Here is a 25,474-nt window from a genome sequence, read left to right on the forward strand (position 1 = left end):
GACCCAACGCGAATTGGCGGCTAAGTTACCTGTATGCGGGTTATTCGCCTGTTCGGTGCCGTCCTGACGATCCTCACCGCGGGCTTGCTGCTGGTAAGCCCCGCCGCCGCGCAACCGCCGTCGAAGCTCACGGATCACGTCACCGACACCACGGGGGTGTTGACCGATTCCGGTCGCGCGGCGGTCAGCGAAGCGATCGATCGGCTGTACCGCGATCGTCACATCCAACTCTGGGTGGTCTACACCGACAACTTCTCTCGCTTCAAGCCCGACAACTGGGCCGATCGCACCCGCAGCGCCAGCGGGCTGGGCGGCCAGGATGCGCTGCTGGCCATAGCCACGAACACCAAGGCGTACTCGTTCACCGTGCCGCCGCAGGTGCAGGGGCCGACCGCTGCCGGGCTGGATAGCCTGCGGCGCAACCAGATTGAACCCGTGCTGGGCGCCAAGGACTGGAGCGGAGCGGCGGTCGCCGCGGCCGACGGGTTGGATAAATTGGCGAGTTCGGCCAAGCCGGCGAGCTCGTCGAAGCCGATCTGGCCGCTGGTCGCGATCGGCGTCATCGTCGTCGTGGTTCTGCTGTTGCTGTTCGTGCTCTATCGCGCACGTCGGCGCCGGCGCGCGCCGGGCAGCGTTGCGGGGCACGGTGATTCGTTGCCGCAGGCGCTGTCCACCGCGGATGCGCGGGTGCGCCAAATCTCGGATTATGTGGCCCGGCATCGCGACAGCGTCGGCGCCGAGGCCCAGGCCCGGCTCGACGAGGCCCAGCGGCATTTGGCGGCGGCGCGCGGCAAGGAATCCACTAACGACGACGAGGCGCTCGCGCACGCCAACAGGGCGTCGACGCTGGCCGCTCAGGCGCAGACGCTGGCCAACGCCGACGTGCTAGGACACCATGGCACGCGACGGCGCCGTTAGCGGTAGGAAGCGCGCAGCAGCGCCAGCGCCTGCTCGACGGTCTCCTCGCTGTCGCGCGTCGCATCGACCCGCAGAACGGACGGTTGCTCGTCGGGTGGCGTGAATGCGGCGCGCAGCTCGGGCCACAGCTCGATCCGCGCATCCGAGACAACGCCCTTCTCCGTGGCGCGCCGCTCGAGTCGCGCGATCAGGGTGGCGTCGTCGGCGTCGCACAGCACGACGCGGAGGTCGGCCCCGAGGCGGTGCGCCAGTTGCCGCATCTGGGCGCGCTCGCGCGGATTGCCGAACGTCGCATCGACGGCTACGCCCCGGCCGCGACGCAACCAGCGCGCGGCATCACGGCGCAGGGCGGCATACGTGCTGCGCGTCATCGCCGGATCGTAGAGCCCCGAACCGAATTCGTCGCTGCCGCGCTGGGTGGGCTCGATGCCCGCCATCCGCTTGCGCGCCATATCGGACGAGAGATGCACCAGCCCGAGTCGGCCGGCGAGCGCGCGCGCCAGGGTGGTCTTGCCGCTGGCCGGCAGACCCATGGTGACCACCATCGGGGGGCGGGGCAGCCCACCCCCGTGCGCCCAGGCCAGGTCGAAGTACGCGCGCGACTCGGCGATGAGCTCACGGTTGTCACCACCGGACGCCTGTTCCGTCTGGGCCAGGCGCAGGCTGCGGACCTTGCCGCGAACGTAGGCCCGGTAGCAGGCGTAGAAGTCGAGCAGGTCGAGCAGACCGTCGTCGCCGCTGGCCCGCACGTAGGAATCGACGAACCCCCACGCCACATCCGCGCGACCGTGGTATTCGAGATCCATTGCCAGAAAGGCGACTTCGGAGGCGAGGTCGGCGCAACGATAACGCGGCGCGAATTGCAGGCTGTCGAACAGCAGAATCTGGCCGTCGTCGATGCAGATGCTGGCGGCGTGCAGGTCGCCGTGGCCATCGCGCACGTGCCCGTCGGCCACGCGTCGTTCGAGCACCGGCGCCCGCGTTCGCAGGAACTCGTCGACGTAGCGTCGGATGTGGTCGTTGACGTCGCTTGAGATGGTCCGGCCGACGAACGGGCCCATCTGATCGAAGTTCTCCTGCCAGTTCGCGGCCACGCTGGACGGGCTGCCGTACGCATCGATGTCGCGGCCGGATTCGGTCCTGCCGTGAAGCTTGGCCAGCGTGCGGCCGATTCGTCGCGCGAGTCGAAGGTCGACCTCGCCGCGCGCGAGCTTGGCCGGCAGCATGCCCTCCTCCGGCAGGCGGCGCATCCACACCGCCGGCTCGCCCGAGCCGGACTCGCCGTCGATGCGGTAGTGGCCGTCCTGCTCGGTGACTTCGACGACGCCCAAGTACATCTGGGGACTGAACCGCCGATTGAGGCGCAGCTCCTCGTCACAGTCGGCGCGGCGCCGCTCGATACTGGTGAAGTCGAGAAACCCGAGGTCCACCGGCTTCTTGAGCTTGTAGGCATAGGGGCCGGCGAGCAGGACCCATGAGCTGTGCGTCTCGTGAAGACGCACGTCGTGGGCCGGCGGGTCGTACGCGTCGGGCCGTAGCAAGTCGGCGACGATGCGCGGGTGGCCGTCGGGTCCGCTCGGGTCGAAGGCGTGTGTCATGCTCCCGCCGACGATTACAGGCGGGCAGGGCGGCCGTCAAGGAACGTCAGGTTCGCGCCGGTCGCGACAGTGAGTGCGTGACGGCGGTGCCGTCATAAGCGACTATGTGCGCGGGATGGCGCAGGGGTTCGATGCTGGCATCCGCGTGGACGACGACTCCGCCGCCCGTGGGGATGCCGAGCCCGGTCGCTTCTCCGTGCAGCGATTGGATTGTCCGCGTCAGCCGCGCCCACTCGGTGCGTTCGTCGTGCACGTCGATCACCATGGGGACGAGGCCGAACACGTCGAGCAGTTCGGTGCCTGGGAGCTCGAGGATTCCATAGCGTCCGAGCTGGACCGCGCCGGCCGAAATACCCACGAGGACAGTGCCTTTGGCGTAGCGGTTCAGGATCGTCTCCTTCATGCCGGTTTTCTCGAAGGTGTTCCAGCCGAGGCGGACATCGCCGCCTGCGAGGACGATCACCTGGGCGCCTTCGAGGAAGGCGCGGTCGGCCCGGCCGAACGACGAATGGATCATGCGACGGTCGGTGATCCCGACGGCGTCCACGGCCGCCTCGAAGATTTCGTAGAACTCCGGCCGGTCGCCATTGGAGGCCCCGATGTAGGCGGCGCTCAACGGTTTGTCTCGAGCCAATCCGTCGAGCGCCGTTTCCAGTAGCGGGCGGCCGTCGCGCTTCCAGAACAGCAGCTGACTATCCGCTAGCAGGTAGAGCGGTTGGCGTTGTGGCGCTGTCACTTCGGCTGGTCTCTGCAAGTAACCTGATCGAAGTGCGCAAGGGCCACCTCGAGATCTGACCCCTCGAAGACTTCGACGCGGCTAAGCAGGTTTCCCTCGACCACGATCACGTAGGTCAACCGCAATTCCGCGTCAAATCCATCTTGCGAGGTCATTTTCAGCACTTGAGTAGTGACGGTTCCGTATTCGGTGAGCTGATGCACGGCTTCGATGTAGGCGCTGGTATCCGAAGTGAGGTCCCACAGGGCACCCACGGATGTGGCCAGATCAACCCCCTCGATCGATACGAGCGATCGATGATCGATGTAAACCGGATCCGGCGTCGTCGCGGGAAGCTCGTGACGATTGAATTTGGCGTTAGCCCTTGAAGTCACCGACCAAGTGTGCGCGTACGCGGCCGCTTCGCCGGCGAGGTAGCGCGCATCGAGTTCCTCGAAGGCAGCATCGATATCGTCGGCGTCGAAAAAGACGTGGGCGGCGATCCGCCCGTCGGTGTCAATTTCGGCGATTCCCAGCAGCTCTACCGCAAATCCCTCCCGCCGGGAGTCGGGATTGAACGAGCGGACGCGGGCGAGCGAGAGGCGCTTTCCACGAGTCGCGATCACCGTCAAGGACACCTGCGCAAGGCCCTCGGCCAGTGCTCGCATATTTGCCATCACGGCATCGCGACCGTCCCAGAAGCCGACATTCACCACTCGACGTCGATCGTCGACGAAACTGTCCGGCGCCAAGATTTCGGCTATCGCCGCCCAATCGTGGGTGCTCGAGCGATCAAAGAGTCGGTGTTCTGCGTGGCTTGCCGCGTTCTCCAGCTTCCGCGTCTGGCCGTGCAGCTCATCGAACCTGGCGAGCGCGGTGTCTAGGTCTGACTCGTCGAAAAGCTCACAGCGGTTGATCCGATCGCCTTCGAAAGTCATAACGTCGATTACCTGCCACTCGGCGTCGAGCCCTTCGGGCGAAGTCCCAGCCGCGACATGAGTGATCACCGCGCCAAGGCTGCTCAGGCGGTGCACGGCGGCAACGTAGAGGTAGGACTTCGGCGAAAGTTCCCACGCGACAGAGAGATATGCCGCCAGATCACCCGTGCCGATCGGCACCAGTCGTCGGTGATCAATGTTTACCCAATCTGATGTCGTCGCAGGGATTTTCCGCTGGTTCAGCGCCACAAAGGCTTCCGTCACCAGCGTCCAGGTGTGGGAGCGGGTGGAGGCCTCCCCGGCGAGGTATCGCGCATCGAGTTCGGCGATGGCCGCGTCGAGTTCGTCCGCCTCGAATACGACCCGCGCGACGACTCGGTTTTCGGTGTCGATCTCGACGAGGCCGACCACCTCGCTGTGGAACGTGTCGGGCCCTTGCTCAGGGCCGAAGAAACGGGTGCGGCCAAGGAAAAGGCGGTCGCCCCGGGTCGCGATGACGTGTGATGTCATGCTCGCAATCCCGACGTCGGCCCACGCCCTCATATTGTCGATATCGACATCCCGGCCTAGTTGGACTCCCGCGCCCACTACGCGACGACGATCGTCACTCGAAAAGTCGTCGGCCGTCATCTCGGCCATCGCACCCCAGTCGCGCGCCGCGAAGTGCGCCAGGAAGCGGTCGCTGACTTGGCTTGCCGTGTTCTGCAGCCGCGGTGCCTGCCGGTGCAGCTCTTCGAATCTCGCCAGCGCGGCGTCTAAGTCGGACTCGTCGAAGACCTCGACGCGGTGGTAGAGATCGCCGTCGGTTACGCCAACGACGACCGTCCGCCACTCGGCATCAAAGCCCTCCTGCGAAGTGCCGCGCGCAGTATGGGTCATGACCGCTCCCAGCTCATTCAGCCGATGCACCGCTTCGACGTAGACTCTGACATCTGGCGTGAGGTCCCACAGGGCGGGAAGATATCCCGTCAGATCCTCCCGCTCGGCTGTTAAGACCGCTCGATGGTCGATGAACTCTGAATCCGGTGTCATCGCGGGCAGTTCGTTTCGATTGACCGCGGCATAGGCTCGCGTGATGAACGACCACGTTCGCGCGTAAGGAGCGGCTTCGCCCGCGAGATAGCGGGCGTCGAGTTCGGCGACGGCGGAGTCGAAGTCGCCGGGGTCGAACGTGACGTAGGCTGCCATCTGGTTGTCGGAGTTGATCTCGACGACTCCGAGTTCCTCAGTGAGGACGCCGTCGGAAACCTGGTCTGGTCCCGAGGAACGGGTTTGGACGAGGGCGAGACGCGCGCCGCGGGTCGCGATGACTGTCGACGAAAAATCCGTGATACCGACCTCAGCGATAGCTTGCAGGTTCGCAATTTGCGTATCTCGACCGTGTAGGACCCCAGCGTTAACCACGTGCCGGCGATCGTCGTGCGAGACATTGTCGGCCAGTGTCGTCGCCAAGGAGTCCCAATCGCAGGCTGCGAAGTACGCAAAGAAGCGCTCCGCTATCTGGCTCGCAGCATTTTCCAGCCGCTGTGCCGGTCTGTTGAGGTGATCGAATCTCGCTAGCGCGACGTCGAGGTCTCCCTCATCGAAGACTTCGCAGTGGTTGACCACGCCGTCCACCGCCACCAGAAGTACCATCCGCCACTCGGCATCGAAGCCTTCCCGCGAGGTGGCACGCGTCGCATGGCTGATGACCGCCCCACGGTTGGTTAGCCGATGCACGGCCTCGATATAGATGCTGACATCTTGTTCGAGGTCCCATGCGGCATGGACGTAGTCAGTCAACTCGCCGGGGGCGACGGCTACAGCCCGCCGGTGGTCGATGTTGACCCAATCCGGCGTCGTCGCAATCCCTTCGCGCCGGTTGAAGGGGCCGTAGCCCTGCGTGATGGCCGACCATGCGTCTGCGTACGGTGCTGCCTCGTCGGCAAGATAGCGAGCGTCGAGTTCGTCTATGGCACTGTCGAAGTCGTCCAGGTCGTAGACGACGATCAACGTGAGTCGCTCGTCGGCGTCGATCTCGACGACATTGATCGCATCGTTTTGAATCGTTTCCGGGTCGCGGCCGGCCGCCCGCACCCGTGTGAGGGCGAGGCGCTCGCCGCGGATCGCCACGACGTCGGCCATCCCGATCGTGAACCCGAGGTCGGCGGCCACCTGCAGATCCTCGATCACGGATTCTCGGCTGCCTCGGTCCCCGGCATTCACGACCCGTCGGTGATCGGCGCCGGAAAGGCTTTCGGAGACAATGGTTCCTACGGCAGCCCAGTCGCGGGCGGCGAAGTGCGACCAGAAGCGTTCGTATACCCGCGTCGCGGCGTTCTCGAGCCGCGCCCGAGGATGTTCTGTCTCGAATCGGGCCTGCGTGGCATCGAGCTCGGCGAGTGCGGCGTCCATGTCTTCGAGGTCGAAAAACACATGCAGCGCAATTCGACCTTCCTGGTCGAGGCCGTATAGCTGAAGCCACTCGTCCCGCGGTGCCCCAGGGCTCTGGTCTGCAGGACCTACCTCTAACCGGGTGAGAGCCAGGCGCTCGCCACGCACGGCGACAACCACGTGGTGGTACCGCACTGGGGCCAATAATTCGCGGAGACGTCTGGCTTCGCATTCCCATTCGTCATAAGAAAGATCATGACGGCCGAGGCCAACTATCTTCCGGCGGCTTTCACAGGTGACGACGGCTGCGACGTGCTGCCCGATCTCGTCCCAGGCTTCGCGATCGTAGGCGGCGTCTATCTGGCGAATCGCTCGCACGCAGGCGTTGTCGAGTTCGACGCGTGGCGCTTCAGGTGCGGGCGCTATCGGTGGGGTAGGCACCTCGCGCCTGCCGAGGACTTCCCGCGCCCTCTCCGCAAGCGCCGCAGCGCCTTTGCGCTCATACAGTTCGACCGCTTGCTCGGCGGCGGCCCGGGCCCCGGCCACGTCGCCTGCGGCCCCCAACACCGTTGCCAGCGTGAAACATGCGTCGCCGTGATCGACCAGGGCGTCCGTGCGCTCGGCCAGAGCGACCGCCTCTGAGGCGATCCGCCGGGCCCCGTCGTGGTCGTTGCCCCGCGCCAGCAAGTGCGCACGCAGGGTACGCCACGCGATCGACGCCTTCAGCGCGTGCCCAGCGAGACGCTCGCTCTCCGAACACAATTCGTCTGCCTCGGATTCGCGCCCGAGTGCAAGGTATGCGCGGCCCAACAACGCGGCGGTCTCGGCAGTGTCGGCGTCCAGGCCCATGCGACGAAAGCCGTTGTAAGCCTTGCGCAGATGCGACTCGGCTGCGGCCGGATCGTCGACGATGAGCTCGACGATCCCGGCGAACTGCTCAACTTCCAATAGCGCATGACGCAAGCCGAGCTCGCTCACCGTGCGCCGGGCCGAGTCGATCATCCGACGGGCCGCCGCGGCGCGGCCGCGAAAGGCCTCCAACACGGCCTGGCATCGTGTCGAGGTGGCTTCGACGGCGGGGGAGTCGGTCGTGATCCGCAGCAGCCGCACCACGTCCAGGCACCGCCCGCCCGCACGGGGCACCGGGTTGGGGCCCCACAGCGCCGCGAGGGGAGCACCCGCCAAAACCGCGTTCACGCGGCGGTGTTCGCGCGCGCGACGCGCCGCGTTCAGCGCGTCGTCGAGGGCGCCCTCGCAATCGGCGATCCGCCCGAGACGGGCTAGGCACCCAGCGCGGACGGTGTGCGCCGTGGCTTCTCCGGCGGCGTCGTCTTGTTCGGCGAGTTTGGCGGCGGCCACGGCCAACGCGGCTTCGACCTCGTCCAACCGTTCGGGGTGGATCAGCATCGACAGCTGCCCGTCGAAGCAGGTCGCCCACGCCGCGAGCCGGGCCGAATCGACTGTCGCCGCCCGCAATTGGGAGACCGCACCCGCGGCCGACGTCACGTCACCGGCGGCCAACAAGGCCTCGCAACGCGCGACCAATAGCTCGGCGACCTGATCGTCGCGATCGGGCAGCTCATCATCGAGCTCTTCCAGCGCGTGCAGCGCGTGGCGGTACAGGTCGGCCGCGCCCTCGTAGGCCAGTCGTGCCATCGCTTGGTCCGCCGCGCGCCGGCAGTACAAGACTGCCTTGGCCGCGTTTCCCGCCCAAGCGCATTCGAAGTAATGATGCGCCAACTCGGCCAGCAGTTCGTCGTCGGCGCCCGGCATCGCCTCCAGTGTCGTCGCAATGCGCTGGTGCAGCCGCATGCGCCGCACGGACGCCAACTCGGCCAGCAGCGACTGCCGGACCAGGGCGTGGTTGAACCGGTAGTTGCCGCCCGGTTCTTCGATGACGATGCCGGCGTTGCGCGCTTCGTCGAACGCGTCGATGAGGTCGTTGCCGACCACCTGCTCCACCAGTTCCAGGGAGAACCGGCTGCCGACGACGGCGGCGGCGGCAAGCGCCTTATTGGTCTCGACGGGCAGACGAGAAAGCCTGCGGCTCACGGCTTCTCGTACGCCCTGAGGAAGGGTGCTCTGGTCCCACACGCCGCCGCTCTCGTCGACGTGACGCAAGGCCTCGATGAGGAAGAAGGGGTTACCGGCGGTGACCGACGCCAGCGCGTGCGCGAGTTCTTCGTCGTCGTAGCCGGCTTCGGTGACGTAAGTGGTCACGTCGTCCTCGTCGAGGCCGCCGAGGTTGAGCCGGTTGGCCGTGCCGTCGCGGTGCAGGTCGGCGAGCATCGCCGCCAGGGGGTGGGAGCGGTCGAGGTCGGTGCTGCGGTAGGTGCCGACGATCTGCACGCGGGCGTGGTCGCCGAAGCGCAGCAGGTGCCGCAGCAGGAGCAGCGTCGGCTTGGCCGCCCAGTGCAGGTCGTCGAGGATCAAGAGCACCGGTGCGCTCGCGGAGGCGATTTCGAGCAGGGCAACGGCGGCATCGAAGAGTGCGTATCGCTCGGTGTCGGGATCCGCGTGCGCCGGGGGAGCGAGGTCGGGCACCGCATCGGCCAGCCCGGGCACGAGCGGCAGCAACGCCTCGATACCACGCAGTCCCCGCAGCCGCCCAGCGCCCATACACGGCACGAGCGCACGGAGCGCTTCCGCGAACGGTTGATAGGGCGCTCCGAGGTCCTCGTCGCACCGGCCGTACAGCACGACCGCGCCCATTTCATAGGCCCGCTGCGACCACTCACCGGCCAGGCGGGTCTTGCCGACGCCGGGTTCGCCGGCGATCAGCACCGTGCGCACGCCCCCCGTCAGTGCACCCTGCCACGCCGACAGCAGGCCTTCGAGTTCGCGGCCCCGCCCGACGAACGGCCCGGGGCCGACGAGCACCGCCGGAAGCCCGGGGCGCTCCATCGGGGTTTCGGCCGCCGCCGGCTGCGGACGCTGCTCAGCGGTTTCCAGTCGCAACTCGAAGACGTGCTCGGGCCGTGCGAGATTCCGCAACTGGCGCATCCCCAGGTCGGTGAGCACCACGTCGTCGGCGAGCGAGTCGATGACGAGCTCGGCGGTCGCGCCCGAGCACAGGATCTGGCCACCCTCGGCCAGCGACCGCAGCCGCGCGACCCGGTTGACGGCCCGGCCGAAGTAGTCGCCGTCGCGAAGCTCGACCTCGCCGGTATGCAGCGCCACCCGGACGCGGATGGGTTGCCGCAGCGCCCAGGGTTCATGCGCGATCGCGTCCTGCAACTCGACCGCTGCCGAGGCCGCCGCAGACGGCCGTTCGAAAACCGAGAAGGTGGCATCGCCCTCGCCGCGCGTCTTGATCAGCCGACCGCCACGCGACGTGACCACGTGCTCGATCAACTCGTCGTGTCGGGCGAGGGCTGCCGCCATGGCCCCGGCCTCCGCCTCCCAGGCGGCCGTCGACCCCTCGATATCGGTGAGAAGGAACGTCACCGCGCGGGTCACCGACGGAACATGTTGTGCCACAGCAATGTCCAGGGACGAGTCCTGCGCGACGATCGCGGCCTCGAGCCGGCGAAGTTCCGGTCCGGGATCGACCCCCAGCTCGTCGGCAAGCAGCGCCCGCGCCCGTTGGTACGCGCCGAGGGCTTCGCCTTGCCGGCCAGCGCGGTAGAGGGCGAGCATCAGCTGGCCCCACCGCCTTTCGCGCAGCGGAGCATCAGCAATCGCGGCCTCCAGATCGCCGATGACTTCCGCGGCGCGGCCCGTCGCCAGCAACGCGTCGGCTCGATCCTCCACCAGCGCGGCGTGGCCCTCCATCCACCGCGTTTTTTCGGACGTGCCGCGCCGGCCATCGGGAAGTTCGGGGATTCCGCGCCACAGCGCGAGGGCCTCGTCGAACCGGGCCACCGCTTGGCTCGTGTCGCCGGCGGCGGCGGCAGCGCGTCCCAGGCGGGTGGCCGTCTTGTACCGCGAGGCATCGACCTCGCTGTCGGCGAGGACCCAACCCGCGCCCTGTGTCAGGACGAAGCCGTCACCGAGCGTGCGGCGCAGCGCGGAGATGTGGGTCTGCAGGGCTTTGTCAGCGGTGCGCGGCGGATCCTCGCCCCACAGCAACTCGACGAGGGTGTCGGCCGGCACGACGGAACCGTCGTGCAGTCCGAGCATGGTGAGGATGGCGCGAGGTTTCGCGCCCGGGATACCGACGGCCGCTCCGCCTCGCCGGACCTGGAGAGGGCCTAAAACCCCCAGTTCCACCGCCAAAAGGGTACTCACCTTGCCTATCGTCGGCGGGGCAATTCAATACCCGGTCAAGATTCAGTAAAGGCCGCTGCGCCCGCGCGCCGGCAACCCCACGCACTACCTTGGTGCCTATGGACAGCGACCGGAGTGACTCCGCCTTCACCTGGCAGGGCCGGCGCGAACTGGTGGGCCAGATGCACGACCAGCTCGATGAGCTGGTGGCGGCGCGCGACCAGATGGAACAACTGGTGCAGGTCATCGTCGAACTGGGCTCCGATCTGGACCTGGACGTGACGCTGCACCGGGTCCTCAAAGCGGCGATGGAGCTGACCGGCGCCCGCTACGCCGCCCTGGGCATCCGCGCCCCCGACGGCAGCCTCGTGTCCTTCGTGCACGCGGGCATCGACGGGGAGGCAGCGCGACGGCTCGGCGACCTCCCGGTCGGCGACGGGCTGCGCGTCGACGATCTGAGCGCCGATCCGCAGACCGCCGGGCTGCCCGCACAGGACCCACCGTTGCGGGCGTTTCTGGGAATCCCGATCACCGTGCGGGCGGCCAACTTCGGCAACCTCTACCTGGCCGACGACCGGCCCGGGCGCGTCTTCACCGACTCGCAAGAGGGTGCCGTACGAGCGATGGCCACGGCGGCCGCCGCCGCCATCGACAACGCACGACTTTTCGAGCGCGAGCGTGAAACGGCGAAATGGACGACGGCCAGTCGTGAGATCACGACCGCGCTGCTGTCCGGCGACCCGCAGACGGGGCCGCTGCAGCTGATCGTGAACAGGGCGCTGGAGTTGGCCGGCGCCGAGCAGGCGATCTTGCTGGTGCCCCGGGAGCCGGACTCGGTCGCCGACGAGGCCGACACGCTGGTGGTGGCCGCAACGGCGGGCCGCTATTCGTCGGAAGTGATCGGTCGGCAGGTACCGATGGAGGGCTCGACCACGGGCGGTGTGGCGCGACGCGGTCTGCCGCTGATCACCGATTCCTTCCAATACCCGATCGAGGGCTTCACCGATGTCGGTGAACGCCCGGCGATAGTCATCCCGCTCATCGCGGACGGCGCGGTGCTCGGTGTCATCGCCGTCGCGCGCGACCCGCGCCAGCCCCCGTTCGGCAACGACTACCTCGACCTCGTCAGCGACTTCGCCCGGCACGCCGCGATCGCGTTGGCGCTGGCGGTGGGCCGCGAACACGCGCTCAATCAGGAACTGGCCCAAGCCGATACGGTCGAGGAAGCGGTCCACACCGCCGCCGAAGAACTGCGCCGGCTGTGGCGGGCGCGCCGGGTCCTGGCCGTCACCTTTCCGGCGTACGGCTCGTCTACGGAGACGGCCTTCGGCGCGCCGCAGGTGGTGTCGGTGGGCGAGCCCGCGCAGTGGGCCGACCTGCCGTCCGACACCCAAGGGGCGCTCAGCTCGTTGCGGGACGGCGACTTACTCACCCCGACGACGACGCAGCCGGGGACGGCGGGCATCGCGCTGCAGCACCCCGAGGGCGTGCTCGTCGTCTGGATCGACCTGGCCGAGCAACGCCCGTTCACCCTGGAGGACCAGACCTTGCTCACCGTGCTGGCCGGCCGCCTCGGCCAGGGTCTGCAGCGGGTGCACCAAGTCGACCAGCAGCGCGAAACCGCTCTGGCCCTGCAGCACGCGATCCTCGGCCCGGCCGATCTGCCCAGCGGATTCGCGGTGCGCTATCAGGCCGCCACAAGGCCGTTGCAAGTGGGCGGCGATTGGTACGACATCGTCGACCTCGAGGACGGGCGCATCGCGTTGGTTGTCGGCGACTGCGTCGGCCATGGCCTCGCCGCTGCCGCGGTGATGGGTCAGGTGCGCAGCGCCTGTCGTGCGCTATTGTTCGAAAACCCAAGCCCCGCTGCAGCTCTCGCGGGGTTGGATCGCTTCGCCGCGCGGCTGCCCGGCGCGCAATGCACCACCGCGGTGTGCGCGGTCCTGACCCCCGACACCGGTGAACTGGTCTACTCCAGCGCCGGGCACCCGCCGCCCATCCTGGTGCACGGCGACGGCAGCACCCAATTGCTCGACGACGGCCACACCATTGCTTTGGGAATACGGGGGGACTGGTCGCGCCCGGAGGCCCGCGTGACCATACCGGCGCGCACGACCCTGCTGCTCTACACCGACGGGCTGGTCGAGCGTCGCCGCAGTCCACTGGATCGGGGCATCTTTCGCGTCGCCGACGTCGCGCAGGACGCTCGAACGCTGGGACTGGAAGATCTGGCCAACCAGGTCATGACCCGCGTCGCGCCGCCGGGCGGGTACCAGGACGACGTCGTCCTGTTGCTCTACCGTCATCCGGCGCCGTTGGAGCTGAACTTCCCCGCCGATGTCAGCCAGCTCGCGCCCACCCGCAACGCCTTGCGTAAGTGGTTGGCCCGCGTCCGGGTGGGCCCCGAGGAGGCCTTGAACGTGCTGGTTGCCGCCGGGGAAGCGGTCGCCAACGCGATCGAGCACGGCCACCGGCACAGACCGGAGGGCCTCATTCGGCTCGGCGCGGTCGCGGTGGGCGATGAGGTGAAGTTGACGATCACGGACACCGGTTCGTGGAAGGCTCCGCAGCCGGCCTCCCATCATCGTCGCGGCCGGGGCATCCCGCTGATGCGAAGCCTGATGCACGACGTCGACATCCGACCGGCGCACGACGGAACCACCGTTCACCTATCGGCGCGGATCACCTGATGACCACGCCGCTCACGCTCGACACCGCGCGCGGGCGCGACGGGAAACTCGTGCTGGTCGCATCGGGGGAAATCGACCTGACCAATGTCGACGCCTTCACCCTGGCCCTGTCCACCGCCGCCACCGGCAGCGACGGGGCGGTGCTTGTCGATCTCAGCGCCGTGGAGTACCTCGACAGCGCCGCCATCAATGCCCTGGCCGCCCACGCCGACCGCATTGAGCTGGTTGCGCACCCGATCCTGATGCCCGTCCTTAAGGTCAGCGGCCTGACCGAGCTCACCGCCATCGTCCCCGCGCCGCCGACCGAGAAGCGCTAACACTTTCTCGGTGTTGAATATCCTTGCGGCGCAACATATAACCTGTTATGACTGGCCCATGTGCCTCCTGCGTGCCACGATGGCGCAATGGGTGAGGACGCGCTGAGCTCGGAACGGGACTTCAACGAGCACAACATCGAAGAGTTTCGCCGCAATGGTGGCAAGGTCGGCGGACAGTTCGAGGGCTTCCCGCTGTTGTTGCTGACGTCAGAGGGTGCGCGCAGCGGCGCCCAACGCGTCAACCCGGTCGCCTACTTCGACATCGACGGCAAAATCTATATCGTCGGCTCGGCGGCCGGCCGGGACAACCATCCCGCGTGGGTGCACAACATTCGCGCCGTCCCCGAATTGACCGTCGAGATCGGCTCCGACGCTCCCAAGTCGGTGACCGCGCGCGAATTGCCGCGCGAGGAAAGGGATTTGATCTATCCCGTGATCGTCGAGCGCGCTCCCGGCTTCGGCGAATACCAGCAACGCACCGATCGCGTCATCCCGGTCTTCGAATTGATGACCGACTGAAGGCGCGAGCCGCCAACAACATTCAGGTCCGCCGATTCGGCACGCTAACGCGTCGATTGCCGCACAATGATGTGCGCGGGTCCGGCCTGATGCGACGGCCAACGCCGCGCGCCCTGCCCCAAGGACAAAGTGAGGTCGGCGATGAGACGGTATCTGCGGCGCTCCCTGATCGGCGTGTTCGCCCTCGCGCTGGCGGGGTTGCCGGTGACGGTGCTCGGGACGTCCGCGATCGCCCGCGCCGACGGTGAATGCGCCCCGGGCTGGGGCTGGAGCGTCGAGCTGAATGAGTGCGTGTTCTTGCTTCCGGCCGCAAATGGCCCGGGAGGCCCCGGGGGGCCCGGTGGACCGGGCGGGCCCGGCGGTCCTGGTGGGCCCGGAGGCCCCGGTGGGCCCGGCGGACCCGGTGCGCCCGGCCACCCAGGAGCGCACTAAAAGGCCCGCTTAGCTGCGGCAACGCCCGCCTGGAATCGGCGACATCGCCGGATGGTCGGCGCGCGGGAACTCCACCCGCCCGCCGGTCGTTATACCGGCTAAGTAATCCGATTCCGAGGGGGACAACAGCCGCATGCCACGCACAGACAACGACACCTGGGACCTTGCGACCAGTGTGGGTGCGACCGCCACGATGGTGGCGGCCGCCCGGGCGATCGCGACCAACGCCGACAACCCGCTGATCGAGGACCGATTCGCCGAGCCCCTGGTTCGTGCCGTCGGCGTGGACTTCTTCACGCGCTGGGTCTCCGGCGACCTGGTCGCCGCCGATGTCGACGACCACGAGTCCGGCTGGAAGCTCGAACACATGCCTGCCGCGATGGCCGCCCGCACCCGCTTCTTCGACTCGTTCTTCCAGGCCGCGACGCAGGCCGGGATCCGGCAGGCGGTGATTTTGGCGTCCGGCCTGGACGCACGCGCCTACCGGCTGCCCTGGCCCGCCGACATGACGGTGTTCGAGATCGATCAGCCGCAGGTGATCGAATTCAAGGCCGCCGCCCTGGGAGAGCTGGGCGCCGCCCCGCAGGCCGAGCTGCGCACGGTCCCCGTCGATCTGCGCAACGATTGGCCAAAAGCCTTGGCGGACGCGGGATTCGACAAGAGCCGGCCCACGGCGTGGATCGCGGAAGGGCTCTTCGGTTATCTGCCGCCCGAGGCGCAGGACCGCCTGCTGGACAACATCACCGCACTCAGCGCCGAGGGCAGCCGGCTGGCGTGCGAAGCTATTCCGGACATGTCCGAGGTAGACACCGAGAAAGCTCAGGAAATGATGCGCAGGGCCACCGCGAAATGGCGTGAGCACGGCTTCGACCTGGAATTCGGTGATCTCGGCTACCAGGGCGAGCGCAGCGACGTCGCCGCGTACCTCGACAACCTGGGCTGGCGCTCGGTCGGCGTCCAGATGAGTGAGCTGCTGGCGGACTTCGGCCTGGACTCGATCCCGCAGACCAACGACTCGGTCTCGGTGGCTGACACCGTCTACTTCAGCTCGGTGCTGGCCAAGTGACCGCACCGCAGCGCCGCGGGCTCAACGAAGCCGTCACCCGGATGTGGACCCTCCTCGCGCCGGCCTACGACCTGCCGTTCCTGCAGCAGTGGGTATACCGGCCGCCGCACAATGAGGTGATCGCGCAGCTGCGCAACCACGGAGCGCGAAAGATCGCTGATATCGCCTGCGGCACGGGGATTCTCAGTGACCGGATCCAGCGTGAACTGAATCCCGACGAGATCTATGGCGTCGACATGTCCGACGGCATGCTCAGCCAGGCCCGGGCCAAATCGGATCGGGTGCAGTGGTTGCGCGGCCCGGCCGAACAGCTTCCCTTCGACGACGGTGCGCTCGACGCGGTCGTGACGACCTCGGCGTTCCACTTCTTCGATCAGCCCGCGGCGCTGCGCGAATTCCATCGCGTGCTCGCGCCCGGCGGCCTGGTGGCCGTGTCGGCCCTGAGCACGCGGCAACCGCGGCTGCAGTCTTCCGCGCAGAACCGGTGGAAGCCGCAACACAACACGTCGGCGCCCGAGATGCGGGCGCTGTTCGAAGACGCCGGGTTCGTGATCAGCGATCAGCACCGGATCCCGCGGCCGGTCTGGACCCGCCTCGTGTCCGACCTGTTGACCGTCGGCACCAAACGCTGAAACTCGCGTCGAACCGCGGAAGCGTTCGCCGCCAACGCATTAAACGACGATGCCCGCGTCGCCGATCGGCGAGGCGGGCATCGCGTTCAGCGATCTTTACAGCGGAATCCAGACCCCGAAGAAGTCGAATCCCCACTGGTTGAAACGAGGGTTCCAGTACGGCGTTTCCTGGTAGCCCCAGTAGTCGATCGGGCCGTAAACCCAGTGACCGCCGGGCGGGGGGAGCGGTCGATCCCACGCCGGCCGCGGCGGTGCGCCCGGGCCCCACGGGCCGGGCCCGTCGCCCCACGGGGCGCCGTGGAAGTAGCCGCGCTGGTCATCGCCGTGCCACGGGCCGCCCGGACCACCGGGTCCGCCCGGACCACCGGGTCCACCCGGGTGATCGGGACCGGGGCCGCCGGGACCACCCGGACCGCCCGGACCGCCGGGGTGATCGGGACCGGGGCCGCCGGGGCCGCCAGGCCCGCCAGGCCCACCGGAATGACCGGGTCCACCCGGGCCCCCGGGCGGACCACCAGGACCACCGGGACCGCCAGGACCACCGGGTCCGCCGGGATCGTTGGGCCCGGTGGGGGCGTGGAAGCCCCCGGGTTGCGGTGCGCCATGACCACCGGGACCGGGCGGCGGACCGCCCGGCGCGGCGTTGGCAAACCCGGCGCCCATTCCCAGGGCCGCGGCGCTGAGCGCGCCGGCGATGGTCACCCCTCCGACAAGCTGCTTCAACTTCATGGTGCTTCACCTATCCACTAGGGACTTCTTCAACTAGGGATGTGCTCGGAACCTCCCCCCGACACAACCCAGACGCTAGATAGCTTCCCTATGGACTAGCTGTGTCTGGCCCATGCAATGCTTGGGCGGGGCATCGACACGCACCGGTTTGGCAAGGCTAGGTTGGCTAGTCGGCCAGGGTTTTCCTCTATATCGTTGCCGCCGTGTCGACTACGTCACATCCGGCCGAACCGCATGTCGGATCGGTGTCCTCGAAGCTGAATTGGCTGCGCGCGGGCGTGCTGGGCGCCAACGACGGGATCGTCTCCACCGCGGGCATCGTCGTCGGGGTTGCGGCGGCAACGACCCTGCGAGCGCCGATCTTGACCGCCGGAAGCGCCGCGCTGGTCGCCGGAGCGGTGTCGATGGCGCTCGGCGAATACGTATCCGTCAGCACCCAACGCGACACGGAAAGGGCGTTGCTGCGCCAGGAGCGTCGCGAATTGCGCGACGATCCGGCCGCCGAACTGGACGAGCTCGCCGAACTCTATGAAGCGAAAGGCCTGACGGCCGCCACCGCGCGCACCGTGGCAGAGGAACTCACCGATCAGAATCCGTTGCTGGCCCATGCCGAGGTCGAACTCGGCATCAATCCCGAGGAGCTGACGAATCCGTGGCAGGCGGCGGCGTCGTCGGCCCTGTCCTTCGCGATCGGCGCCCTGCTGCCGTTGATCGCCATTCTGGCCCCGCCGACCACGTGGCGGATCCCCGTCACCATGGTGGCGGTGCTGATGGCGCTGGTGGTCACCGGAGCGGTCTCGGCCGGCCTGGGCGGGGCGCCGAAGCTTCGCGCGGTGCTGCGCAACGCCATCGGGGGCAGCCTCGCACTGACGGTCACCTACGTGATCGGTCACCTGGTGGGCGCCGCCATCGACTGACCGGCACGGTGCGCATCCAGCGACTGGAAGCGCAACTGTAACATTCACCGTTGCGGATCTCAGCAGGGTTCCGCGATCCCCTCACGCGAAGGGTCATGCAGTGGCCGAGCCCAATTTCGTTCCGGATGAAGCCCAATGGGCGGAACCGGCGCCGTATTTCGTGCGCGACGAAAAACATTTCGTACCAACACAAATCGCGCGCGGCGGATGGGGCCCATCGCTCAGCGGCCACGTCGTCGGCGGACTCTTGGCGTGGGCGGTCGAGCGGGCCGCGCCGGACGCGCACCTGCAACCCGCGCGGCTCACCGTCGACCTGCCCCGGCCGACGGCGCTCAAACCGCTCGAGGTGCACACCGAGGTGCGCCAGGACCGGCGGCGTTTGCGGCTGGTCGAGGCCGTCATCATCCAGGACGGCGCCCCCGTGGCACAGGCCAGCGCGCTGTTCGTGCGGCGCGGTCCCCAGCCCGACGGACACATCTGGTCACCGCCGGTACAGATGCCGCCGATGCCGCTGGGTGAGACTTCCCCGACGCTTTTCATGCGCACCTACGGCTGGGGCTCGGAGGTGCAGAACCCCGAGCCGGATTGGCCCCAGACCGACGGCCCGAAATACAGCTGGTTGCACGAGAACCGCCCGTTGATCGACGACGAACCGCTGTCCGCCTTCACCCGCGCCGCGATGGCGGGCGACATCACGGCCTCGATCGCCAACTGGGGCACCAACTCCCTGGAATTCATCAACGTCGACTACACGCTGACGCTGACCCGGCTGCCCGAGGGACCGCACATCGGGCTGGCTTCCCTCATGCATCACAGCCACGACGGGGTGGCCAGCGGCTCCGCGGTACTCGTCGACGAGAAGGGCCCGATCGGCACCGGTGTGTCGGTCGCCGTCGCGCATTCGGGATTTCGCCCGCCCTCCACCGACCCGACGGTTCGCTGACGTTGGCTGGCGCCGGCACGTTCTGGGCGTTGATTGCCGATGCGGCGCAACGTGGATCGAACCGGCCGCTTCTCGCCGACGAGCACGGTCGCAGCCTGACCGCACGCCAGCTCCACGACGCCGCGTGCGCCACTGCCGCCGCCTTCGCCGAACGGGGTGTCCGCGCGGGAACCGTGGTGTCCTGGCAGCTGCCCACCACGCTGGAAACCCTGGTGGTGATGTCCGCGCTGGCCCGGCTGGGTGCGGTGCAAAACCCGATCATCCCGTTGCTGCGCGAGAGCGAAGTCGGCTTCATCACCGGCCAGTTGAACACCGAATTCCTTGTGGCACCAGATGTTTGGCGCGGCTTCGACCATGGCGGCCTGGCCCGCGAGTTGGCGCGGGACAAGGGTTTTGAGGTCATCACCCTCGACCTGGAAACGCCTCCGTCCGGCGGGCTGCGGCTGCCCGGCGCCCACCACGGATCCCTGCCCGCGCCCCCACGATCGGCCGACGACGCCCGCTGGGTCTACTACTCCTCCGGGACCACCGCGGACCCCAAAGGGATCCGCCACACCGATACCTCGGTCATCGCCGGCTCGGCGGGGGTGGTGGGCATGGTCGGGGCCACGAGCAGCGACGTGGACCCCATCGCCTTCCCGATCGCTCACATCGGCGGGGCGGCGATGCTGGCGACGGCCCTGCTGACCGGCATGCGGCTGGCGCTGTTCGCGTCGTTCGACCCCGCGACGACGCCGCTGGCCATCGCCGCCCACAACCCGACGTTCCTGGGCACCGCCACCCCGTTCTTCGTGGCGTTCCTGGAAGCCCAACGCGCCCACGGTGATCGGCCGTTGTTTCCGTCCGTGCGGGGTGGCCTGGCGGGAGGCGCGCCCATCACCGCCGAACTCGGACGGCAGGTCCGGGAGACCTTCGGCATCGCCGGGATCGCCAACGCGTGGGGGATGACCGAGTTTCCGTGTGCGACTTCGCCGCCCCTGACCGCCCCGCCGGAGGTGCTCGACCACACCGTCGGCCCGCCGGTGCCCGGGGTCAAGGTTCGCGTGGTCGACAACTACGAGGTCGAACTGGGCGCCGGCCAGGAGGGGGAGCTGCGACTCAAGGGCCCCCAATGTTTCCTCGGTTACGCCGATCCTTCGCTGGACGCCGAGGCTTTCGACAACGACGGGTGGCTGCGCACAGGCGATCTCGGCCTGATCGATGCGGGCGGCAACGTCCGCGTCACCGGTCGCACCAAAGACGCGATCATCCGCAACGCGGAGAACATCTCCGCCCTCGAGATCGAGAATGCGCTCGCGACCCATCCCGCCGTCGCCGACGTCGCCGTCATCGGGATCCCCGACCCGCGCACCGGCGAACGCGTCTGCGCCGTCGTGGTGCCCGCCACCGCCGACGGTGTGACGTTGGAATCCCTTGTGCAACACTGCCAATCGCGAGGGCTGAGCCGTTACAAGCACCCCGAACATCTCGTGGTCGTCGACACGCTCCCGCGCAATCAATTCGGCAAGGTGATCAAAAAGGACCTGCGCGCGGCGTTTGGGTGACCTTCCCTATTCGCGCACGTGTAACGCCACGGCGAGATTCCGCTGAATTTTTCGCCGTGGCGTTACGCCCGCGGCGCGATGCTATAACCCCTTGGGCGCGTCGCGAACCGCCTGCACCGCCGCGGCGTCGCCGTCGAACTCGACCTGCGCCGCGCGCCCGACGGAGAACAGCAACAGCTCGGCGGGCGCGCCGGTCACCGTGACCGCCGGACCCTGACCGGCGGTGAGCAACGTCTTGCCCTCCGGGGTGCGCAGCGCCACCCGGGCGGGCACCTTGGCGAGCGTCATCCGGGCCATCAGCGGCAGGGTGCGGCGCAGCATCGTGCTCAGCGCGGGCTCCAGCGCGCGCGGCTGCCAGCCCGGCTGCGCGCGGCGCACGTCCTCGTGATGGATGAACATCTCGGCGACGTTGGCGACCGGGTCGAGCAGCTTGAGCGGGGAGTAGACCGGCGGGCCGGCGGCGACCTTGCCGACCAGCTCGTCCCACTCGTTTCGCTCGCTCACCTGGTTTTGCACCTTGGCGGTGTGGGAGGCGAAGAACGGGATCAGGATGCCCGGGGCGGCGTCGGGCCGATACTCCCGGATCACCAGGTGAGCGGCCAGGTCCCGCGTCGTCCAGCCCTCGCACAGGGTGGGAGCGTCCGGACCGACCTCGCGCATGGTGTCCACCAGGGCGGCGCGTTCGCGTTGAGCAACAGACATGGGTTCAGCGTAGAGCCGGTCACCCCCGAAGAGGACGGGTCCACCACACACCGACGGTCGGCGGCTCGGTAAATTTGAGACCGTCCGGCCCTGGAAAGGAGATATAGGAGAAGTCATGAACGCGCGCGTCGAGCAGTTGGAGTTTCAGGCAGAGGCTCGGCAACTGCTGGATCTGATGGTCCACTCCGTCTACTCCAACAAGGACTCGTTCCTGCGGGAGCTGATCTCCAACGCCTCCGACGCGTTGGACAAGCTGCGGCTCGAAGCGTTCCGCAACAAGGACCTCGACGTCGACACCTCCGACCTGCACATCGAGATCGACGTCGACCACCAGGCGCGCACCCTGACCATCCGCGACAACGGCATCGGCATGACCCGCGCCGAAGTGGTCGACCTGATCGGGACGCTGGCCAAGTCGGGCACCGCCGAGCTGCGCCAGCAACTCCGCGAGGCCAAGAACGCCAAGAACGAGGCCGCGTCGGAGGAACTCATCGGCCAGTTCGGCATCGGCTTCTATTCGAGCTTCATGGTGGCCGACAAGGTCGAGCTGCTGACCCGTAAGGCTGGCGAGAGCGACGCCACCAAATGGGAATCGAGCGGCGAGGGCACGTACACGATCGAATCGATCGACGATGCGCCGCAGGGGACGTCGGTCATCCTGCACCTCAAGCCCGAAGACGCCGAGGACGAGCTGCACGACTACACCTCGGAGTTCAAGCTCCGGGGTCTGGTCAAGAAGTACTCCGACTTCATCGCCTGGCCCATCCGCATGCAGGTCGAGCGCCGGGAACCGGCCAGCGAGGAGGGCGGCGAGGAGACCGTCACCATCGAGACCGAGACCCTCAACTCGATGAAGGCCCTGTGGGCCAGGCCCAAAGACGAGGTCTCCGAGGAGGAATACAAGGAGTTCTACAAGCACATCGCGCACGCCTGGGACGACCCGCTCGAGGTCATCGCGATGAAGGCCGAGGGCACCTTCGAATACCAGGCGCTGCTGTTCATTCCGTCGCACGCGCCGTTCGATCTGTTCAACCGCGACGCCCAGACCGGCATCCAGCTCTACGTCAAGCGCGTGTTCATCATGGGCGACTGCGATCAGCTCATGCCCGAATACCTGCGCTTCGTCAAGGGTGTGGTCGACGCGCAGGACATGTCGCTCAACGTTTCTCGCGAGATCCTGCAACAGGATCGGCAGATCAAAGCCATCCGGCGACGGTTGACGAAGAAGGTCCTGTCCACCATCAAGGATCTGCAGTCCGAGCGCCCCGACGACTATCGGACCTTCTGGACCCAATTCGGCCGCGTCGTCAAGGAAGGTCTGCTGTCGGACTTCGACAACCAGGAGACGCTGCTGCAGATCTCCTCGTTCGCCTCGACGCACAGCGAGGAGGAAGCCACCACGCTCGCCCAGTACGTGGAGCGCATGAAGGACGGCCAGACGCAGATCTTCTACGCCACGGGGGAGACGCGTCAGCAGATCCTGAAGTCGCCGCACCTCGAGGCGTTCAAAGCCAAGGGCTACGAGGTGCTGCTGCTCACCGACCCGGTCGACGAGGTCTGGGTGGGAACGGTGACCGAATTCGACGGCAAGCCGCTGCAGTCGATCGCCAAGGGCGAGGTGGACCTGAGCGCCGAGGGCGACGAGAGCGAGGCCGAGCGCGAAGAGCAGCAGAAGGAATTCGCCGATTTGCTCGCCTGGATGAAGGACACCCTCGCCGATCACGTCAAGGAGGTTCGGCTCTCCACTCGGCTCACCGACTCGCCCGCCTGCCTGATCACCGACGCGTTCGGGATCACGCCCGCGCTCGCGCGCCTCTACCGCGCCTCGGGGCAGGACATCCCGGTGGGCAAGCGGATCCTCGAGCTCAATCCGAACCACCCGCTGGTCACGGGCCTTCGCCAGGCACACCAGGACCGCAGCGACGACCCGTCCATCGCTGAGACCGCCGAATTGCTCTACGGCACAGCGCTTCTCGCCGAGGGCGGCGCGCTCGACGATCCGGCGCGGTTTGCCGAGATGCTGGCCGATCGGTTGGCCCGCACGGTGTAGGCCGGGCTTGGGCGCCGGATGCCGAAGTTTTTCGGATTGAAACGCCGCGGGTGGGGATAATTAGGTCCCATGGCTGAGTTCCGCGTCATCGACCCTCACGGGCGGGTGGTCGCGACGAAGAATTTCGCCAACGCCGAGGCCGCGCACGCATGGTTCGTCCACTCGGTCGGCGGCAACACCGAGCTGGGCTGGCGCATGGAGGTCAACGACGACGGGCAGTGGGCCTTCTTCGATGACACCGAAGGCTTTACCGCCCCGGTGAGCCGACGGCCGACGAAGCGCTGAATCAACGATCGTCGCGCGCGGCCGGCCACGTAGGCTCCCACCATGCATGTCGACGCGATGACGACGCCCCAGCCGCTCGCTCAAATCGGCGAACTTGCCCGCCGGACCCAATCCGCCGGCTTCTCCGGTTTGTTGTTCACCGAGACGGGCCGCACCGCCTACCTGAACGCCGCGGTCGCGTCGCAGGCCGCGCCCGGTCTCGAGCTGTCCACGGGTGTCGCGGTGGCGTTCCCGCGCAGCCCCTTCGTCACCGCCGCCGCGGCGTGGGAACTGCAGGAAGCGACCGAGGGAAAGTTCCGGCTGGGTTTGGGAACTCAGGTGCGCACCCACGTCGTGCGGCGCTACGGCACGGCCTTCGAACGGCCCGGGCCGCGGCTGCGCGACTACCTGCTCGCCGTGAAGGCGTGTTTCGCGGCCTTTCGCTCCGGGACGCTCGACCACCACGGCGACTTCTACGATCTCGACTTCATCACCCCGCAGTGGAGCCCGGGACCCATCGGCGCTGTCGACCCGAAAGTCGATATCGCGGCGGTGAATCCGTGGATGCTGCGGATGGCCGGCGAGGTGGCCGACGGGGTGCACGTCCACCCGATCGGCGAACCGGGATACCTGGCCCGCCACGTCCTGCCGACGGTCGCCGAAGGGGCGGCCAAGGCCGGGCGTTCGGTGTCGGACCTCGCGATCATCGTGCCCGTCATGACGATCGTCGGTGACAGCGACGAGGAGCGCGACAAGCAGCGCGAAGTCGTGCGCGCCAGCATGGCGTTCTACGGAAGCACGCCCAACTACGCGTTCATCTGGGACGAGGCCGGTTTCGAGGGCACGACCGCCCGGATCCGGGAGAAACAAAAGGCCGGAGACTTCGCCGGCATGGCCGCCCAGGTCAGCGACGACCACATCGCCGTCTTCGCCACCGAGTCCAGCTGGGACGGCCTGGCCGACGCGTTGACCGACAAATACGCCGGCATGGCAACGCGTTTGGTGATGTACAACTCCGTGGCCGACCAGGACCGCTTCGAGCGCTACGGCGAGGTGGCGCGGCGGATACGGCACCGCCAATAGCGTTACGGCAGAAGGCTATCGGGGCCGTCGAGCATCGGAGTCCGCTACTGTTTGTCGACCTTCGCGGCGATCTGATTGGCGATGTTGACGCCGAGGTCCCCGACATCCTTGCGGCACACGTCGACGTCGATGACGACGTTGCGGCGGGCGGTCAGCGCCCGCTGACAGGGCATCGTGACGTTCGTGCCGTCCCCGTTGACGGTCACGATCACCGACGTGCTCAGCACCCCATTGGCGTTGGACACCTGCCTCACCTTCCACTGAAGCTCGGGGTGGGTGCCGTCGGCGGGGACGGTGTCCTGGCGGTTGGCGCAGGCGGGCCAGCGCTGAGATGACGTGGAGAAGAAGGCGTTCGCCTGCTCGGGGGAGGGATACAACACCACGAACTGGTAGACGTCGGGGCTTTCCAATTGGTTGCCGCGGGGCGGCGTCGGTGCGATGTCGTGGTAGCCGTACACGCCGGTGCTTCCGCTGTCGGCGTATTCGGACGCCAATCCGGCATGGATCGTGTACTTGCATTCGGGCGGAAAGGTGTAGTCGGTGCGGTGCACCGGGTCCTCGCCGAGGTTGGTGAACGGCGGGTCGCTCGTCGTTCCCCGGGTGCCCAGCGCGCTGTCGATGTCGTCGGGGCTGAGCATCAGGTCGGGCAGCGCGGCCTTCGCGAGGGGAGTCTTGGGCGACGCCGTGGTGGTCGTGCTCGACGACGCCGCGGTGTCGCCTGCGCTGCTGTCACCGCACCCGGCGACCAGTAGCCCGGCGACGGCGACGGCGGCAGTTAGCTGGCGCATGGTGGGTGCCCTTCCTGCTTGAGCCGACTCCTCAGGGGTCGTTTGCG

The 25,474-nt window shown here is 67.8% G+C and carries 19 protein-coding genes; 13 read left to right on the top strand and 6 right to left on the bottom strand.

Going from position 1 to position 25,474, the window contains the following annotated elements:
- Positions 1 to 33 precede the first annotated feature (33 nt).
- Positions 34 to 918: a TPM domain-containing protein gene (locus tag OCQ_RS09635; protein ID WP_014384426.1), complete on the top strand. Its 885-nt coding sequence runs from the start codon at positions 34 to 36 to the stop codon at positions 916 to 918.
- On the opposite strand, the gene OCQ_RS09640 is transcribed toward OCQ_RS09635, so the two are convergent.
- Genes OCQ_RS09640 through OCQ_RS09650 form a run of 3 tightly spaced genes read right to left on the bottom strand, consistent with a single transcriptional unit; the run spans position 915 to position 10,754 of the window.
- Positions 915 to 2,516: a bifunctional aminoglycoside phosphotransferase/ATP-binding protein gene (locus OCQ_RS09640; RefSeq protein WP_014384427.1), complete on the bottom strand. Its 1,602-nt coding sequence runs from the start codon at positions 2,514 to 2,516 to the stop codon at positions 915 to 917. The two genes, OCQ_RS09635 and OCQ_RS09640, sit on opposite strands and share 4 nt — an antisense overlap.
- A 46-nt stretch (positions 2,517 to 2,562) precedes the next feature.
- The gene (locus tag OCQ_RS09645) at positions 2,563 to 3,252 is read right to left on the bottom strand and encodes a Type 1 glutamine amidotransferase-like domain-containing protein (RefSeq protein ID WP_014384428.1); all 690 of its coding nucleotides are present in this window, start codon (positions 3,250 to 3,252) and stop codon (positions 2,563 to 2,565) included.
- A complete protein-coding gene (locus OCQ_RS09650) occupies positions 3,249 to 10,754 on the bottom strand; it encodes a BTAD domain-containing putative transcriptional regulator (RefSeq protein WP_280523836.1) in 7,506 nt (2,501 codons plus the stop codon). The genes OCQ_RS09645 and OCQ_RS09650 overlap by 4 nt, the downstream gene beginning before the upstream one ends.
- Before the next feature lie 116 nt (positions 10,755 to 10,870).
- Between OCQ_RS09650 and OCQ_RS09655 the strand changes: the two genes are divergently transcribed.
- The 6 genes from OCQ_RS09655 to OCQ_RS09675 all read left to right on the top strand — a co-directional run bounded on the left by OCQ_RS09655 (position 10,871) and on the right by OCQ_RS09675 (position 16,407).
- Positions 10,871 to 13,441: a SpoIIE family protein phosphatase gene (locus OCQ_RS09655; protein ID WP_014384430.1), complete on the top strand. Its 2,571-nt coding sequence runs from the start codon at positions 10,871 to 10,873 to the stop codon at positions 13,439 to 13,441.
- Positions 13,441 to 13,758 carry an STAS domain-containing protein gene (locus OCQ_RS09660; RefSeq protein ID WP_008255707.1) on the top strand — a complete coding sequence of 106 codons (318 nt, stop codon included), beginning with the start codon at positions 13,441 to 13,443 and terminating at the stop codon, positions 13,756 to 13,758. Before OCQ_RS09655 ends, OCQ_RS09660 begins: the two co-directional genes overlap by 1 nt.
- An 87-nt stretch (positions 13,759 to 13,845) precedes the next feature.
- Positions 13,846 to 14,277, top strand: coding sequence for a nitroreductase/quinone reductase family protein (locus OCQ_RS09665; RefSeq protein WP_008255709.1), 432 nt, complete (start codon positions 13,846 to 13,848; stop codon positions 14,275 to 14,277).
- Positions 14,278 to 14,418: 141 nt separating this feature from the next.
- Positions 14,419 to 14,709 (top strand): hypothetical protein, encoded by a 291-nt coding sequence (locus OCQ_RS27035; RefSeq protein WP_085318490.1) that lies wholly within the window; start codon positions 14,419 to 14,421, stop codon positions 14,707 to 14,709.
- A gap of 133 nt (positions 14,710 to 14,842) precedes the next feature.
- Positions 14,843 to 15,775 carry an SAM-dependent methyltransferase gene (locus tag OCQ_RS09670; RefSeq protein ID WP_036455114.1) on the top strand — a complete coding sequence of 311 codons (933 nt, stop codon included), beginning with the start codon at positions 14,843 to 14,845 and terminating at the stop codon, positions 15,773 to 15,775.
- Positions 15,772 to 16,407, top strand: a complete 636-nt coding sequence (locus tag OCQ_RS09675) for a class I SAM-dependent methyltransferase (RefSeq protein ID WP_014384433.1) — start codon at positions 15,772 to 15,774, stop codon at positions 16,405 to 16,407. The genes OCQ_RS09670 and OCQ_RS09675 overlap by 4 nt, the downstream gene beginning before the upstream one ends.
- A gap of 96 nt (positions 16,408 to 16,503) precedes the next feature.
- Here the strand turns inward: OCQ_RS09675 and OCQ_RS25955 are convergent, their stop codons facing one another.
- Positions 16,504 to 17,136, bottom strand: coding sequence for a hypothetical protein (locus OCQ_RS25955; RefSeq protein WP_014384434.1), 633 nt, complete (start codon positions 17,134 to 17,136; stop codon positions 16,504 to 16,506).
- 203 nt (positions 17,137 to 17,339) lie between these two features.
- Between OCQ_RS25955 and OCQ_RS09685 the strand changes: the two genes are divergently transcribed.
- From OCQ_RS09685 to OCQ_RS09695, 3 genes are all read left to right on the top strand, one after another.
- A complete protein-coding gene (locus OCQ_RS09685) occupies positions 17,340 to 18,053 on the top strand; it encodes a VIT1/CCC1 transporter family protein (RefSeq protein WP_014384435.1) in 714 nt (237 codons plus the stop codon).
- 100 nt (positions 18,054 to 18,153) lie between these two features.
- On the top strand, positions 18,154 to 18,996 hold the full coding sequence (locus OCQ_RS09690) for a thioesterase family protein (protein ID WP_014384436.1): 843 nt from the start codon (positions 18,154 to 18,156) through the stop codon (positions 18,994 to 18,996).
- 2 nt (positions 18,997 to 18,998) lie between these two features.
- The gene (locus tag OCQ_RS09695) at positions 18,999 to 20,540 is read left to right on the top strand and encodes a class I adenylate-forming enzyme family protein (RefSeq protein ID WP_014384437.1); all 1,542 of its coding nucleotides are present in this window, start codon (positions 18,999 to 19,001) and stop codon (positions 20,538 to 20,540) included.
- An 81-nt stretch (positions 20,541 to 20,621) separates the two neighbouring features.
- Here OCQ_RS09695 and OCQ_RS09700 read toward each other — a convergent pair whose 3' ends face one another.
- Entirely contained in the window at positions 20,622 to 21,242 is a 621-nt protein-coding gene (locus OCQ_RS09700; protein ID WP_008255721.1) for a TIGR03085 family metal-binding protein, read from the bottom strand.
- Positions 21,243 to 21,357: 115 nt separating this feature from the next.
- Here OCQ_RS09700 and htpG point away from each other — a divergent pair, with 115 nt between their 5' ends.
- The 3 genes from htpG to OCQ_RS09715 all read left to right on the top strand — a co-directional run bounded on the left by htpG (position 21,358) and on the right by OCQ_RS09715 (position 24,639).
- Complete coding sequence (gene htpG / locus OCQ_RS09705) at positions 21,358 to 23,292, top strand: molecular chaperone HtpG (RefSeq protein WP_008255722.1); 1,935 nt, start codon at positions 21,358 to 21,360, stop codon at positions 23,290 to 23,292.
- A 69-nt stretch (positions 23,293 to 23,361) separates the two neighbouring features.
- The gene (locus OCQ_RS09710) at positions 23,362 to 23,577 is read left to right on the top strand and encodes a hypothetical protein (protein WP_008255723.1); all 216 of its coding nucleotides are present in this window, start codon (positions 23,362 to 23,364) and stop codon (positions 23,575 to 23,577) included.
- Positions 23,578 to 23,619: 42 nt separating this feature from the next.
- On the top strand, positions 23,620 to 24,639 hold the full coding sequence (locus tag OCQ_RS09715; RefSeq protein WP_008255724.1) for a TIGR03617 family F420-dependent LLM class oxidoreductase: 1,020 nt from the start codon (positions 23,620 to 23,622) through the stop codon (positions 24,637 to 24,639).
- Positions 24,640 to 24,683: 44 nt separating this feature from the next.
- Here the strand turns inward: OCQ_RS09715 and OCQ_RS09720 are convergent, their stop codons facing one another.
- A complete protein-coding gene (locus tag OCQ_RS09720; protein WP_008255725.1) occupies positions 24,684 to 25,427 on the bottom strand; it encodes a sensor domain-containing protein in 744 nt (247 codons plus the stop codon).
- Positions 25,428 to 25,474 lie beyond the last annotated feature (47 nt).

Source organism: Mycobacterium paraintracellulare, assembly GCF_000276825.1.
Classification (GTDB): domain Bacteria; phylum Actinomycetota; class Actinomycetes; order Mycobacteriales; family Mycobacteriaceae; genus Mycobacterium; species Mycobacterium intracellulare.

Coding starts and splice junctions, on each gene's coding strand:
- OCQ_RS09635 (WP_014384426.1), top strand. CDS start 34: ATGCGGGTTATTCGCCTGTTCGGTGCCGTCCTGACGATCCTCACCGCG.
- OCQ_RS09640 (WP_014384427.1), bottom strand. CDS start 2,516: ATGACACACGCCTTCGACCCGAGCGGACCCGACGGCCACCCGCGCATC.
- OCQ_RS09655 (WP_014384430.1), top strand. CDS start 10,871: ATGGACAGCGACCGGAGTGACTCCGCCTTCACCTGGCAGGGCCGGCGC.
- OCQ_RS09660 (WP_008255707.1), top strand. CDS start 13,441: ATGACCACGCCGCTCACGCTCGACACCGCGCGCGGGCGCGACGGGAAA.
- OCQ_RS09665 (WP_008255709.1), top strand. CDS start 13,846: ATGGGTGAGGACGCGCTGAGCTCGGAACGGGACTTCAACGAGCACAAC.
- OCQ_RS27035 (WP_085318490.1), top strand. CDS start 14,419: ATGAGACGGTATCTGCGGCGCTCCCTGATCGGCGTGTTCGCCCTCGCG.
- OCQ_RS09670 (WP_036455114.1), top strand. CDS start 14,843: ATGCCACGCACAGACAACGACACCTGGGACCTTGCGACCAGTGTGGGT.
- OCQ_RS25955 (WP_014384434.1), bottom strand. CDS start 17,136: ATGAAGTTGAAGCAGCTTGTCGGAGGGGTGACCATCGCCGGCGCGCTC.
- OCQ_RS09700 (WP_008255721.1), bottom strand. CDS start 21,242: ATGTCTGTTGCTCAACGCGAACGCGCCGCCCTGGTGGACACCATGCGC.
- htpG (WP_008255722.1), top strand. CDS start 21,358: ATGAACGCGCGCGTCGAGCAGTTGGAGTTTCAGGCAGAGGCTCGGCAA.
- OCQ_RS09710 (WP_008255723.1), top strand. CDS start 23,362: ATGGCTGAGTTCCGCGTCATCGACCCTCACGGGCGGGTGGTCGCGACG.
- OCQ_RS09715 (WP_008255724.1), top strand. CDS start 23,620: ATGCATGTCGACGCGATGACGACGCCCCAGCCGCTCGCTCAAATCGGC.
- OCQ_RS09720 (WP_008255725.1), bottom strand. CDS start 25,427: ATGCGCCAGCTAACTGCCGCCGTCGCCGTCGCCGGGCTACTGGTCGCC.